This is a genomic window from Pseudomonas berkeleyensis, from assembly GCF_014109765.1.
Classification (GTDB): Bacteria; Pseudomonadota; Gammaproteobacteria; order Pseudomonadales; family Pseudomonadaceae; genus Aquipseudomonas; species Aquipseudomonas berkeleyensis.
The window spans coordinates 973,245-986,270 of sequence record NZ_CP059139.1 but is presented as its reverse complement, the minus strand read 5'-3'; the positions used below and the strand labels follow the sequence as shown (position 1 = coordinate 986,270).

Annotated in this window: 14 protein-coding genes; 9 read left to right on the top strand and 5 right to left on the bottom strand. The window is 56.3% G+C overall.

Features of this window, described 5'->3' with window-relative positions; translation table 11 throughout:
* Window positions 1–98: 98 nt before the first annotated feature.
* Window positions 99–605, bottom strand: coding sequence for a DUF3015 domain-containing protein (locus HS968_RS04530; protein WP_182370334.1), 507 nt, complete (start codon window positions 603–605; stop codon window positions 99–101).
* Window positions 606–774: 169 nt separating this feature from the next.
* Between HS968_RS04530 and HS968_RS04525 the strand changes: the two genes are divergently transcribed.
* A complete protein-coding gene (locus HS968_RS04525; protein WP_179623871.1) occupies window positions 775–1,146 on the top strand; it encodes a PilZ domain-containing protein in 372 nt (123 codons plus the stop codon).
* On the opposite strand, the gene yjiA is transcribed toward HS968_RS04525, so the two are convergent.
* From yjiA to HS968_RS04510, 3 genes are all read right to left on the bottom strand, one after another.
* Window positions 1,147–2,127: a GTPase gene (gene yjiA, locus HS968_RS04520; RefSeq protein ID WP_182370333.1), complete on the bottom strand. Its 981-nt coding sequence runs from the start codon at window positions 2,125–2,127 to the stop codon at window positions 1,147–1,149.
* Window positions 2,128–2,225: 98 nt separating this feature from the next.
* Complete coding sequence (locus HS968_RS04515) at window positions 2,226–2,429, bottom strand: YbdD/YjiX family protein (protein WP_119695291.1); 204 nt, start codon at window positions 2,427–2,429, stop codon at window positions 2,226–2,228.
* Between the two features lie 10 nt (window positions 2,430–2,439).
* Window positions 2,440–4,500 (bottom strand): carbon starvation CstA family protein, encoded by a 2,061-nt coding sequence (locus tag HS968_RS04510; RefSeq protein ID WP_106738815.1) that lies wholly within the window; start codon window positions 4,498–4,500, stop codon window positions 2,440–2,442.
* A 451-nt stretch (window positions 4,501–4,951) separates the two neighbouring features.
* Between HS968_RS04510 and HS968_RS04505 the strand changes: the two genes are divergently transcribed.
* From HS968_RS04505 to HS968_RS04490, 4 genes are read left to right on the top strand one after another with little or no spacing between them, the layout of a single operon-like run.
* Window positions 4,952–5,230, top strand: a complete 279-nt coding sequence (locus HS968_RS04505; protein ID WP_119695292.1) for a PqqD family protein — start codon at window positions 4,952–4,954, stop codon at window positions 5,228–5,230.
* A 59-nt stretch (window positions 5,231–5,289) separates the two neighbouring features.
* Window positions 5,290–6,189 carry a phosphoenolpyruvate carboxykinase (ATP) gene (locus HS968_RS04500; protein ID WP_182370332.1) on the top strand — a complete coding sequence of 300 codons (900 nt, stop codon included), beginning with the start codon at window positions 5,290–5,292 and terminating at the stop codon, window positions 6,187–6,189.
* The gene (locus HS968_RS04495) at window positions 6,186–7,019 is read left to right on the top strand and encodes a sulfotransferase domain-containing protein (RefSeq protein ID WP_182370331.1); all 834 of its coding nucleotides are present in this window, start codon (window positions 6,186–6,188) and stop codon (window positions 7,017–7,019) included. Before HS968_RS04500 ends, HS968_RS04495 begins: the two co-directional genes overlap by 4 nt.
* A gap of 18 nt (window positions 7,020–7,037) precedes the next feature.
* A complete protein-coding gene (locus tag HS968_RS04490; protein WP_182370330.1) occupies window positions 7,038–8,981 on the top strand; it encodes an asparagine synthetase B family protein in 1,944 nt (647 codons plus the stop codon).
* A gap of 155 nt (window positions 8,982–9,136) precedes the next feature.
* Here the strand turns inward: HS968_RS04490 and HS968_RS04485 are convergent, their stop codons facing one another.
* Window positions 9,137–9,295, bottom strand: a complete 159-nt coding sequence (locus HS968_RS04485; RefSeq protein WP_170965275.1) for a hypothetical protein — start codon at window positions 9,293–9,295, stop codon at window positions 9,137–9,139.
* 314 nt (window positions 9,296–9,609) lie between these two features.
* Here HS968_RS04485 and HS968_RS04480 point away from each other — a divergent pair, with 314 nt between their 5' ends.
* The 4 genes from HS968_RS04480 (at window position 9,610) to HS968_RS04465 (ending at window position 13,018) form a co-directional block, all read left to right on the top strand.
* Window positions 9,610–10,122, top strand: coding sequence for a phage tail protein (locus tag HS968_RS04480; RefSeq protein WP_119695319.1), 513 nt, complete (start codon window positions 9,610–9,612; stop codon window positions 10,120–10,122).
* Window positions 10,123–10,166: 44 nt separating this feature from the next.
* The gene (locus HS968_RS04475) at window positions 10,167–10,700 is read left to right on the top strand and encodes a phage tail protein (RefSeq protein ID WP_119695296.1); all 534 of its coding nucleotides are present in this window, start codon (window positions 10,167–10,169) and stop codon (window positions 10,698–10,700) included.
* A 30-nt stretch (window positions 10,701–10,730) separates the two neighbouring features.
* Window positions 10,731–11,276, top strand: a complete 546-nt coding sequence (locus HS968_RS04470) for a phage tail protein (RefSeq protein ID WP_119695297.1) — start codon at window positions 10,731–10,733, stop codon at window positions 11,274–11,276.
* A 395-nt stretch (window positions 11,277–11,671) separates the two neighbouring features.
* Entirely contained in the window at window positions 11,672–13,018 is a 1,347-nt protein-coding gene (locus HS968_RS04465; protein WP_182371573.1) for a cache domain-containing protein, read from the top strand.
* Window positions 13,019–13,026 lie beyond the last annotated feature (8 nt).

Genomic DNA, 13,026 nt, shown 5'->3' with positions numbered 1-13,026 from the left:
TGTGGTGCATGGATACAGCTGGTGCGCACGGCGCACCCTACTGGATCGGCTCGAAACCGTAGGGTGCGCCGTGCGCACCAACCACGAAGCGGACGTGCCTACGCAGGCTGTTTCACGTAACGCGCCAGTTGTGCGTCGCGACTCATCACCTGCAGGGTTGCCGCCAGAACCTGCTCACTGGTGGCATCGGCCTGACTGAAGATGCTGCCGAAGTTGTCGTGCGTGACCTTGGCGAAATGCGCACGATCCTGAGCCTCGACACCCAGCAAGGTCGCGTAGGCATCCAGCGCCTCGCCCTGGCCCATGGCCATGTCTTCGGCGATGGAGTCGAGCATGCCGTTCATCGCCAGCATCGAGCGGCCGTTGTAGCCCAGTGCACCGCTGGTATCGCAGCCGTTGGTACCGGAAGTCATGCCGAAGGTGGCGTTGCCGAAAGTGCCGTTGGTGGTGGTGGCCAGGAAATGTGGAGCCATACCGCGCTGTCCTTCGAACAGCATGTTGCCCCAACCGCAGCCATTCCCCCCGGCCGCGTCGGCGAACGCCCCTACACTGGCCATGCTCAGGACGCCAAAAACCAGACCCTTGCCCAACATTCGCTTGCTCATATCTATCGCCCCGTCATATCGATTGATTGAAACTGCATAAGGAGCTTTGGTCAGGTCGCCCCAGCTGTCAAACAACCAGCGCTACCGTTCGTGCAACTCGACACAATTCGAGACCGCCGACAGCCGCCTTGGCTATAGTGTGGGGAAACCTGCAGATCGGAGTTCGGGAATGAGTGATACAGCCAACGAGCGTCGGCGTTTTCAGCGCATCGCCTTCGACGCCCCCACCGTACTCGTGCAAGGCGAGCGGCGCTGGTCGGCGGTGTTGCACGACCTGTCGCTCAAGGGCCTGATGGTGGAAACGCCGGCAGGCTGGAACGCCGATCCGGATCAGCCGTTCGAGGCACAGATCCAGCTCGGCGACGAGGCCCGGGTGAAGATGGAAGTCCTGCTGACCCGAACCCAGGCCGGTTACCTCGGCTTCGTCTGCCGCCATATCGACCTGGATTCGATCAGCCATCTGCGTCGCCTGGTCGAACTCAACCTCGGCGACGAGAGTCTGCTGGAGCGAGAGCTTGCCGCCCTCGGCGACATCCCCTGATCAACGCTGCCCGAGCGCTTCGGCGAAACCCTGACGGATTTCGTCCTCGGGCAGATCGTCACCGATGAATACCAGCACGCTTTCGCGCGCCTCGTCCGCCGCCCACTCACTGTCCCAATCGAAGCTGTAGAGCCGCAGCACGCCCTGGAACACCAGGCGACGTGGCTCGTTCGCCACCGCGAGCACGCCTTTGTAGCGCAGCAGCGCATCGCCGAAGCGCGCCAGCAAGCCTTCCATGAACACGCTGAGGCGCTCCAGATCGACCGGCTCGGCGCTCTCGAGCACCAGTGTGCGAATGCGATCAGGCGTGTTCGTCGCAGGTGCCAACGGGCGCAGGGTCAGGCCGCGCGCCGGGGTGGGATCGAGCTCGAAACCGCGCAAATCGAGCAGTGATTCGAGATCGACACGGCCATGCTCGACCACCTGGATCGGCGCACGCCGATTGATGCGCTGCAGCCGCGTACGCAACGCCTCGACGCTGGCGGCATCGGCCAGGTCGGTCTTGCTCAGCAGGAGCAGATCGGCGAATCCGACCTGGGCCTGGGCGATGGTCTCGCTCAGGTGACGCTCGGCGTTGACCGCATCGACCAGGGTGACGATGCCGTCGAGCCGGTAGCGCGCGCCCAGTTCTTCGGTGGCGAAGAAGGTCTGCGCCACGGGTGCCGGGTCGGCCAGGCCGGTGCACTCGATCACCAGGCGGTCGAAGACCAGCTCGCCGCTGTCGAGCTTGTCCAGCAGCAGGAACAGCGCCTTCTCCAGCTCGACGTGGATCGAGCAGCACACGCAGCCATTAGCCAGGGTAACCAGCTTCACCGGCTCATCGCCGAGCAACTGGCCGTCGATGGGCGTGGCACTGAATTCGTTCTCGATCACCGCCAGACGCAGGCCGTGCTCGGCCTTGAGCATGTGGCGCAGCAGAGTGGTCTTGCCGGCACCGAGAAAGCCGGTGAGCACGGTGACGGGAATGGGCAGTTGAGACATTCGATACATCCTCGAAGACAGCAAGCGCTATACGCCCAGCGTCTCCCCTGAAAATGAACACGCCACGGCAAGCGTGGCGTGTTGAAGTTACGCTGGGATCAGCAACAACGAACCGGCCTGCCCTTGCCGCCACCATAACGCGCTTCCTGGCGTTCACGGAAGAACGCCTCGTAGCTCATCACCGGCTGATCCGGGTGCTTGTTGGCCATGTGCTCGACATAGGTGTCGTAGTCGGGCATGCCCACCAGCATACGGGCAGCCTGGCCCAGGTAGCGGCCCATGCGGGCGAGGTCGTTGAACATGACGGGCTCCTTAGCTCAGCTCGGCAGCCGATTGATACGGCGCCTCACGATCGGTGCGTTCCGGCTTGGCCAGCGCTGCCCTGCCGACCTTGATCGCGTAGAACAGAATGCTCATCACCACGAACAGGAACAGTATGGTCAACGTCGCGTTGGTATAGGCATTGAACAGTACATGGTGCATCTGCGCCATGTCCTTGGCCGGAGCGATCACCTCACCCTTGGCAATCGCCGCACTGTACTTGTCGGCCAGCGCCAGGAAGCCAACCGCCGGGTTCGAGTCGAACAGTTTGATCAGACCAGCCGTGGTGGTACAGATCAGCAACCATACGGCCGGCACCAGGGTGACCCAGACGTAGCGCTGACGCTTCATCTTGATCAGCACCACGCAACCGAGCATCAGCGCGATACCCGCCAGCATCTGGTTGGAGATACCGAACAGCGGCCACAGGGTGTTGATGCCGCCCAGCGGATCGACCACGCCCTGATACAGCAACCAGCCCCACAGCGCAACGCAACCACCGGTGGCGATCATGTTGGCAGCCCAGGACTCGGTCTTCTTCAGCGCCGGCACGAAATTGCCCAGCAGATCCTGCAGCATGAAACGCCCGGCACGGGTACCGGCGTCCACCGCGGTGAGGATGAACAGTGCTTCGAAGAGGATCGCGAAGTGGTACCAGAAGGCCATGGTGTTCTCACCCGGCAGCACGCTGTGCAGGATCTGCGCGATGCCCACGGCCAGCGTCGGCGCACCACCGGCGCGGGCCAGGATGCTGTGCTCGCCGATGTCACGAGCCGTGGCCTCGAGCTGCTCGGGGGTGATCATGAAACCCCAGCTGCTGACAGTGGCGGCTACCGATTGCACGTCGCTACCGACCAGTGCGGCTGGGCTGTTCATGGCGAAGTAGATGCCCGGCTCGATCACCGACGCGGCGACCATGGCCATGATGGCGACGAAGGACTCCATCAGCATGCCGCCATAACCGATGTAGCGCGCGTGGGCTTCGTTGGCCAGCAGCTTGGGCGTGGTGCCAGAACTGATCAGTGCATGGAAGCCCGATACCGCACCGCAGGCGATGGTGATGAACAGGAAGGGGAACAGGCCGCCCTTCCATACCGGGCCGGTACCGTCGATGAACTGGGTCAGTGCCGGCATCTTCAGTTCCGGCATGGTGATCAGGATACCGACCGCCAGGGCCAGGATGGTGCCGATCTTGAGGAAGGTCGACAGGTAATCTCGCGGCGCCAGGATCAGCCACACAGGCAGCACGGCGGCGACGAAGCCATAGCCGATCAGCATCCAGGTGATCTGTACGCCGGTGAAGGTGAAGGCCGGGCCCCAGTACGGATCGGCCGCGACCACGCCACCGAGCCAGATCGAACCAAGCAGCAGCACCACGCCGATCAGCGAAATTTCACCGATACGGCCCGGGCGGATGTAGCGCATGTACACACCCATGAACACTGCGATGGGAATGGTCGCCATCACCGTGAACATGCCCCACGGGCTTTCGGCCAGGGCCTTGACCACGATCAACGAGAGCACCGCAAGGATGATGATCATGATCAGGAAGCAACCGAACAGCGCGATGGTGCCGGGAATCCGGCCCATTTCCTCGCGCACCATGTCGCCCAGCGAGCGACCGTTGCGACGCGTAGACAGGAACAGCACCATGAAGTCCTGCACCGCACCAGCCAGCACCACGCCGGCGATCAGCCACAGCGTACCGGGCAGATAGCCCATCTGCGCAGCCAGCACCGGGCCCACCAGCGGACCTGCGCCAGCGATGGCGGCGAAGTGGTGACCAAAGAGGATGTGCTTGTTGGTGGGGACGTAATCGAGACCGTCGTTGTTGACGACAGCGGGTGTAGCGCGGGAGGGATCCAGCCCCATCACCTTGTTGGCGATGAACAGGCTGTAGTAGCGGTAAGCGACCAGGTAGATCGCTACGGCGGCAACCACGATCCATAAGGCATTGATGGATTCACCACGGCTCAACGCAACGGTGCCGAGGGCGAAGGCGCCCAGCAACGCGACGGCGAACCAGACGGCATGGCCGGCAATTCGGGTCATTGCAGCTCTCCTACCGAAGCCTCTTGGGCGACGGCGATCATTGTTCTTGTGGGTACTCCGAGGGAGCCTGACCACTATCCGGATATGCGCCAACCGGCGGAATTCGCAGAACTACCCAGAAGCCATTGCGTATAACTACGTAGAAGCGTAGACCAGCGCTTGCGCTGCCGATGCCAGGAACAGGCAGCCTCACCAATCGCTCTGTAGCTCAAGCTACGCCAATCCCCCACCACTACTGTTCTAGGGTCACCAATGGCCGGTTCGCTGGCACCAGAGTAGAACCGCGCCGTTGTGAAACAGCTGGCGTAACGGAGCGCCCAACATTATTGGAGTCCATGCGATTGCATGTTGAAAATAGAACTTTATACTGGTGCAAGTACCAGCAATATATGCCCCAAAGCGCAATATAAATCATAACCTTGTAAAGTATTTTAAGGATGGGAATACGAGCATGCTTTCACTCAATGCACGGATCAGCAAGCGACTGGATCAGCTCGCATCAGAAATAGATGGCAAGATCGTCCTACTGGGGGTTGATTCCGGCAAATACTTTGCCTTCGACGATATAAGTACGGACATCTGGAATCGACTCGACAGCCAGCCACTATTATTAGACTTATGCAGCGCCTTGGCCAATGACTACGATGCTGACCTGAAAACCATACAGGCGGACGTTTGCAAAGTCCTTACCATGCTGGCAGAGAATCACTTGATAGAAATCCACGAATAAGCGTGTCTCGCACACTTGTTTAACAACATCAAGTACAACAAGGGATTGCAAGATACGCCATGTTTGATTATTCCCTATGTGGATGGCACCTACGCTCAGATAGCCCCCTCCCCCTGCTGGGCATACTTAACTCGCCCCAACTCATACCTGATATTCATGTTACGCATGCAGCCATCCCCTCCATCGATCAGCCAGTCTTATTTTCCAGCCCATTCTTGACTCTTTACTCCAATGAAAAAGCGCTCATACGCATAAGCAGCAGATTGTCAATTCTGGTATCAGCAGGACAACATATAATCATAGAAGCAGGCAATGAAACCACACAGGGAGAGATCATGACTTTCCTACTGGGCCCAGCTCTAGGATTGATTTGCCATCAAAGACGTGCATTACCCTTACATGGTGCTTCCGTCAGGATAGGCAATGCTGCGATTACCCTGGTAGGACAGTCTGGCGCAGGGAAATCAACCACCGCCACAGCACTGATCAAACGCGGCCACCAGCTTCTATGCGACGACATTAGTGTCATAGATCCACTCAGAACTGAAGTACAGCCCGGCTTTCCAAGCATAAAGTTATGGCAAGATGCTGCTGATGCGCTGACCATTCAGACCAACAATCTCAGCAAGGCAAGGACTGGCCTGCAGAAATTCCACTACCCAGCAAATTTAGACTTCAACAATCTTCCCACCCGACTACAAACCATTATTATCCTGGCCCCTAGAAAATACATTGCTTCTGCCGAACTATTACCGCTAGACAAAATCAGCGCGCTCGCCCAACTTCGCACACATATTTATCGACAACGCTTGTCACGACTGCTTGGCGCAGAACAGACCTACTTCAAGCAGCTGGGGCAATTGATCAGCAAGGTTCCAGTAATGGTTCTGCAACGCCCAGATGACCTCTCGCAGCTAGATAGCACTATCGAACTGATTGAGCATGTAGCCGCATCATGAGTGCTTTTATCTGGCTGGCGTCTTATCCCAAATCCGGCAATACCTGGGTAAGGGCCTTTCTGAGCAGTGTCAAACAAGATGGCCGCCCCATAGATATCAATAAGTTGGATATCGTCACACAACCCTCGTCTCGCTATTTTCTGGATGACTTGCTCGGCATCGCTACGGCAGATCTAACACAGGAAGAGATATTGTCAGCACGACCTGTGGCCATGACCACCTACAGTCGCCTAGTCAAGGGCATAAGCCTGCACAAGGTTCACGATGCTTGGGTACGTAATTCAGAAGGGCTGCCACTTTTCCCTCCGGAGCTGACCCACTCCAGTATCTATATCGTGCGTGACCCACGTGACGTGGCCATCTCCTTTGCCCATCACCTTGGACAATCCGTTGACTACGCCATAAAACGCATGGCCAACCCCAGCTCAGCTCTAAGCTACAACGCCACGAAATTCACACCCAATACAAGCCAACCACTCCTCACCTGGAGTCAACACGTGGAAAGCTGGCTCGATCAGGCCCATCCCTCTCCACTTCTGGTGCGCTATGAAGACATGCTTGCGGATCCAGTCCAACAGGGGGCGCGTATCGCACATCACGCGGGGCTAGACAAGACAATCGAAATTTACGAACAAGCAGCCCTGAACACTCGCTTCAGCGAATTGAAGAAGCAGGAAACACAGAACGGGTTCAAAGAGACCATGGCGCCAGGTAGGCATTTCTTTCGCTCAGGCAAGGCCGGAGGCTGGAAAGAGGTGCTAACACCTGCACAAGTTGCGCAAATCGAGCACGATCACGGTCAGGTCATGCGACGCCTTGGATATCTCTGAGATTGTTAAGGACAAACAATGAGCGCTATTTGCGGGCTTATCCAGCTAGACAAGACCCCTAATGCCGCCAGGCGCTGCAGCATCGTTCACGCAGCTCTAGAGCCTTATGGCCGTCACGCACAAGGGATGTGGGATGGGCTGCATGCAGCGCTGGGCAGTCGTCTTACAAGGCTTCTGCCAGAAGATCACCACGACCATCAACCTCTACAAGGTGGCAATGGAAGATTTGTGCTGGTTGCTGATGTCCGCCTGGATAATCGCGCAGAGCTCGGCCATAAACTGAACATCCCCTCTGTCCGCTTGAAACACATGGCGGATGCCGATGTATTACTGACTGCCTATGAGAAATGGGAGCAACAACTACTCGATCATCTGCTAGGAGATTTTGCCTTCGCTATATGGGATAAAGAGCGGCAAAGCCTCTTTATCGCCCGTGACCAGATGGGCAAGCGCCCTCTTTTCTATCACCAAGGTAATGGCTGGTTTGGCTTTGCTTCCATGCCAGCAGGATTGCTGGCACTACCCGAAGTAGCGACAGCCCCAGATGAAGAGCGGATACGCGATCTATTGCTTCTGCTACCAGATACTTCAGAGCACAGTTACTTTGCGAATATCAAACGCCTGTTGCCCGGCCATTGGGCGCTCCTTCATGCTGACGGCACCTACCATTCCAGACGTTACTGGGAACCATCAACAGAAGAGCGTATTTATTTCAAATCCGATGATGACTATGTCGATGCTTTCGTGGAAAAACTCGAAGAGGCCGTGCGCTGCCGCCTCCGCTCAACAGGTGGTATAGCCAGCCAATTAAGCGCAGGGTTCGATAGCGCCACAATCAGCAGCATAGCGGCTCGTCAACTGGCAGAAACAAGCCAAAGCCTGCATGCATTTACATCCGTACCCAATCCGGTAGGACTGCCAACCTCTTCCAACCAAGTACTGGACGAAGGCCCCCTGGCAGCGCAGGTGGCCGCCTTATTCCCCAACATCAACCATCATTTAGTCAGAACCGACGAAGCCAGCATAGTGGATATGCTGGAGCAGATGTTCAGACTCTATAATCGCCCAGCCAAGAATGTAGTGAATTTGCTCTGGGATATGCATATTGCCAGACTTTCAGCAACACAAGGAGCAACCACTTTATTAGTTGGCGACCTGGGCAACTTCACCATCAGCTACCATGGCGACCATGTACTCAACTCGCTTCTGCGAGAATGCAAGATATCGGATTTACTGCAACAGCTTAACTTTCAACTGCGCGGTATCAGTAACCGCGCACGACTGCATACCCTCTACAAGATGCTCGCCCCCTCTCTACCCGGCAAGCTTCAGAGTTTCCTTGAGCCAACAATACAAAGGATCAGGGGAAACATTTCCCTCGCACAAGGGATCAATCCCAGTCTTTTGGCAGACCCAATACTGCAGGAATATTGCCGCCAGCTAGGACGTTACCCCAATATGACTACGCGCCGAGAAGAAAGCCGGCAATGGCGCAAGAAGGTACTGACCCGGCTAGACAGTGCAGAGTATGGTAAGGGGCGACTAGCACTTAGCGGAGTTGACGGACGCGACCCAACCGCAGATATACGCCTGATTAACTACTGCCAATCGATCCCAGTAGAGCAATTCCATAAAAATGGCACTAATCGTTGGCTACTAAGACGAGCACTAAAACGCTACTGGCCATCCGCAACAATTAACTCCCGCACAAAAGGCAAGCAAGGATCGGACTGGCAATACAAAATGAATAAAGAGCAGCATGAACTTTATCGCGAGCTCGATTTATTTCGAAAGCAACCGCTGGCATGTAGCCTTCTCGACATACCATTCATTCAGAGTCAGTTAACGGCTTCTTCTTCGCCAGACAGAATCAATGAAACCCAAAGAAACTTCAAACTACTGCGACTTATCGCAGCCGGTCATTTTATAAACATGGCCGCAACAAAAAACATACACTCATAGCAATCAGAGAAGAGTTTCTTCTCATCGACCACTATGGTTCCACTGACGAAAACGAGACGAGTGAAAATTGTAACGCCCTACTGAAACCACCCCAGATATAACGCTTGTCAGCCTTCAGGAAGACCACTCGTCTCGTCACTACAAACCACAACCACTTAGCTAGAGCCACCAGCACCATCAAAAGTGTTGGTGGAGCCTGCCATGGTCAGATCATCAACCTCATGTACCTCGACAACCGGTGCCTTCCACTGTTTACGCACAGCATCCGACTCGCGGCCCAAATCTTCAGTCACTTGATCATTAACAATTTTCATCACAACCCTCCAACGCGCCAGGCGCCAACTATCAAGTACATATTTCTAGCACATCCCGCTAATTCCGTCCATCCAACCACCTCTCTTTCCAACCTCAGATAGCCCTCTCCTTTACATGAGAGTCGCCATCTCTCATTTGTAAAATTCCCAACCAGTACTACAGTAAAAGAGCGCCTGAAAAAGCAGGCGCATTAATGAAAAGGAAATTATTAAAAACACGATGAAGTCTTTATGCATATTATTCATGAGCAAGGCAGTCTATAGCCTTGCCTATAAACAATATGCTCGAAGGCTTCCTACACAAGGAAAAAAACATGGATCCATTTGTAGGTGAGATCACCCTATTTGCATTTGACCGCATTCCTCAGGGATGGCTACCGTGCAATGGTCAAATACTAAACGTCAACCAATATGCCGCGCTTTTTAGTCTACTAGGCTCGGTTTATGGCGGCGATGGCAAAACCACATTCGGCCTACCGGATCTGCGCGGCAGGGTGACCGTCAATCAGGGCACAACCGCCGCACCGGCCTATATCATGGGACTGGCAGCGGGGCTGGAAAGCGTCACATTAGCTACTAGCCAGATTCCCATCCATACCCATCAAATGTATGCAGTGGATTTGCCACCAGGTAATAACAATCCGGCTAACAATATGTTGTCCCAATCCGTGACATCTATTTACGCTGCCGGTACCTCCACACTACAGGCTCTCGCCTCAGACAGCATGGCAATAACAGGTAGTTCACAGCCACACGAAAACCGACAACCCTCCATTGCGCTACAGTTTTGTATCGCAACTGTGGGTCTCTACCCGATGCGCCCCTGAATCAATACGGACAACCGCAATAGCCATCAAAAAAAGGAAGCACCATGGACGCTTATGTGGGTCAGATTCGCCTATTTGCCGGAGACTATGCTCCAAGCGGCTGGGCCTTGTGCAATGGAGCGACACTCAACATTGTAGGCAATGAGATACTTTTCGCTCTGATCAGCAATATTTACGGCGGCGACGGAAAAACCAACTTCAAGTTACCCGATCTTCGCGGCAGACTACCTTTGCATATTGGCAAGGATCCTCAAGCCACGGTCAATTACACCATCGGCCAGACGGTAGGCACTGAGACTGTCACCATCACCACAGCAAATCTTCCCGCTCATAATCATGTCGTCAATGCAACCAAGGCCGATGCCACAACGACAAGCCCGCAAGGTGGACCATTACTTGGCAAACCTGCACTGGGCTTTTACATGCCAGAAAGCGCTGTAGTTTTCGCCAAATCGCCAATGAACGACGCGGCTCTGGGTGCAGCTCCCGGTGGTAGCCAGGGCCACGCCAACATCATGCCCACAATTGCGATGAACTACATCATCTGCACAGTTGGCCTATTCCCCAACTTCCAATAAGCAGAAGCTCAGATAAATACGGAGAATGACATGGATGATGCATTTATCGGAGAAATCCGGATCATAACCTGGAACTGGGCACCGGACGGGTGGTTACTGTGCAATGGTCAGCTATTAAACATTTCCCAATTTCAGGCACTGTTTGCCATATTGGGTAACCGGTTCGGAGGAAGCATACAGAACCAAAACTTCCAGCTACCGGATCTACAGGGCAAGGCCGTTGCCTGCTACGGCCAGGGCACAGGATTGACCAACCGCGCCTTCGGCGCCACATTCGGGTCTGAGAGCATCACTCTGACCACCAGTCAAATTCCACCTCATGACCATGCCTTGTTTAGCGGTTCCTCGTCAGCAGGCCCTACAGCCTATGTGCAAACGCCTGCAACCGATAACTATATCGGCCATGTACCTGGATCAGGCCAAAAAAGCTTCGTACCGCAAACAACACCCCAAGTCAGCATGAGCCCCTCTGCAATATCTCCGGTAGGCAATGGTGCTGCGCACGAAAACCGCCAACCGTTTCTCGTGATGAACTACATCATTTGCTACGACGGAGAATACCCAATTCACCCCTAAGCCGAACCAATAGTTCAAGCAGCTTAGGCGCACTCAGAAGAGTACGCCTAAGCACTCTAAAAGAACGCTCACGGGTCTGCGCCGACAATGTCGGGGCAGGTAAATAATGGCAGGGGACGATGCGGTATCGTTGCAGCAAGGCTTGGCGGCCCTAGGCGCAGCCCCGAGTGCCGCAGCCCTTCTTGCGGCTATCGGCGTACAGCGGCCATCTCCCCCTCTGATCCGAGTCATGGACACTCCTTGCGGTGAGCCTTATCCACCTTAAATCAGTGTCCACTAAGCCCGGAACAGATCAGACAGACCACTACGCAAAACGTCGAGATTCATAACCCAGCTCTTGCGTGGTCGTCATGAAGGGCCGAACCTATGGCATCGCCCTACCCCTGCCCGATGCCATGCAGCTCAAGCACAAGATCGTCACCCTCAGCCTCCTGCCCCTGCTGCTCGCGGTCACCGTGGTCGGCCTGCTGGTGATGCTGCAGAACCAGCGCCTGGGCGAACAACAGGCGCAGTTGATCGAACAGAGCATCATGAGCAGCAAGAAGGCCGAGCTGCGCCACTACGTAGGCCTCGCCCTCAGCACCATCGAGCCGCTTTACCAGAGTGGCGACGACGAGCAGACCCGCCAGCAAGTGCTCGATGTGCTGCAGCGGATGAACTTCGGCAGCGATGGCTACTTCTTCGTCTATGACGAGCATGGCCGCAGCCTGATGCACCCGCGTCAGCGCGAACTGGTCGGCCGCGATCTGTGGAACATGACTGACGGCCGCGGTCTGCCAGTGATCCAGGCACTGCTGAAAAGCGCCAGCGAGGGCGACGGTTTCCAGCCCTATCGCTGGCGCAAGCCCTCCAGCGGTGAGGAATCCGAGAAGCTCGCCTACGTGGTGATGCTCGATCGCTGGGGCTGGATGCTCGGCACCGGCATCTATCTCGATGACGTCGAACAGGCCATCCGCCAGGTACGTAGCGACGTGACCGACGGCCTCTACAGCACCGTGCTGACCATTGGTGTGGTGGCGCTGATCGCCGTCTTGCTGGTGTACGCCAGCGGCCTGACTCTCAACGTCAGCGAGCACCGCTTGGCCGACCGCAAACTGCAGCAACTCACCCAACGCATCGTCACCTCGCAGGAGGAAGAACGCTCGCGGGTATCACGTGAGCTGCATGACGGCATCAGCCAGCAACTGGTATCGATTAAGTTCCAGTTCGAGCTGGCCGCCCAGCAGCTCGATACCGCTGACGCTCGTGCCGGCGCCACCCTGCACCGCGGCATCGAGCACCTGGCAGGCGCCATCGGCGAAGTGCGGCGTATTTCCCACGACCTGCACCCTTCCCTGCTGGACACCCTCGGCCTGTCCTCGGCTATCGGTCAACTGGCATCGGAGTTCGCTCAACGCAGTGGCCTGACCGTCGACTACCATAACGATCTGGGTGACGCGCGCCCGCCCACCGGGGTGACCGTGGCGCTGTTTCGCATTCTCCAGGAGGCGCTGACCAACATCGAACGGCACGCCCATGCCAGCCATGTGGAAATCGACCTGCATGGCACGCCGCGACGGATCGAGCTGCGCATTCGCGACGACGGTGTCGGCTTCGACCCTGATCATATCGAGCACAGCCACGGCGGTATCGGCCTGCGCAATATCCGCGAACGGGTCGAGCACTTTGGCGGTCAGTTCCGCATCAGCTCACACCCGCAACGCACCGAACTGCACGTGGCTCTGCGCCTGGAACCCAATTGAAGGAGGCA

Coding starts and splice junctions, on each gene's coding strand:
- HS968_RS04530 (WP_182370334.1), bottom strand. CDS start 605: ATGAGCAAGCGAATGTTGGGCAAGGGTCTGGTTTTTGGCGTCCTGAGC.
- HS968_RS04525 (WP_179623871.1), top strand. CDS start 775: ATGAGTGATACAGCCAACGAGCGTCGGCGTTTTCAGCGCATCGCCTTC.
- yjiA (WP_182370333.1), bottom strand. CDS start 2,127: ATGTCTCAACTGCCCATTCCCGTCACCGTGCTCACCGGCTTTCTCGGT.
- HS968_RS04515 (WP_119695291.1), bottom strand. CDS start 2,429: ATGTTCAACGACCTCGCCCGCATGGGCCGCTACCTGGGCCAGGCTGCC.
- HS968_RS04510 (WP_106738815.1), bottom strand. CDS start 4,500: ATGACCCGAATTGCCGGCCATGCCGTCTGGTTCGCCGTCGCGTTGCTG.
- HS968_RS04505 (WP_119695292.1), top strand. CDS start 4,952: ATGCTTTCACTCAATGCACGGATCAGCAAGCGACTGGATCAGCTCGCA.
- HS968_RS04500 (WP_182370332.1), top strand. CDS start 5,290: ATGTTTGATTATTCCCTATGTGGATGGCACCTACGCTCAGATAGCCCC.
- HS968_RS04495 (WP_182370331.1), top strand. CDS start 6,186: ATGAGTGCTTTTATCTGGCTGGCGTCTTATCCCAAATCCGGCAATACC.
- HS968_RS04490 (WP_182370330.1), top strand. CDS start 7,038: ATGAGCGCTATTTGCGGGCTTATCCAGCTAGACAAGACCCCTAATGCC.
- HS968_RS04485 (WP_170965275.1), bottom strand. CDS start 9,295: ATGAAAATTGTTAATGATCAAGTGACTGAAGATTTGGGCCGCGAGTCG.
- HS968_RS04480 (WP_119695319.1), top strand. CDS start 9,610: ATGGATCCATTTGTAGGTGAGATCACCCTATTTGCATTTGACCGCATT.
- HS968_RS04475 (WP_119695296.1), top strand. CDS start 10,167: ATGGACGCTTATGTGGGTCAGATTCGCCTATTTGCCGGAGACTATGCT.
- HS968_RS04470 (WP_119695297.1), top strand. CDS start 10,731: ATGGATGATGCATTTATCGGAGAAATCCGGATCATAACCTGGAACTGG.
- HS968_RS04465 (WP_182371573.1), top strand. CDS start 11,672: ATGCAGCTCAAGCACAAGATCGTCACCCTCAGCCTCCTGCCCCTGCTG.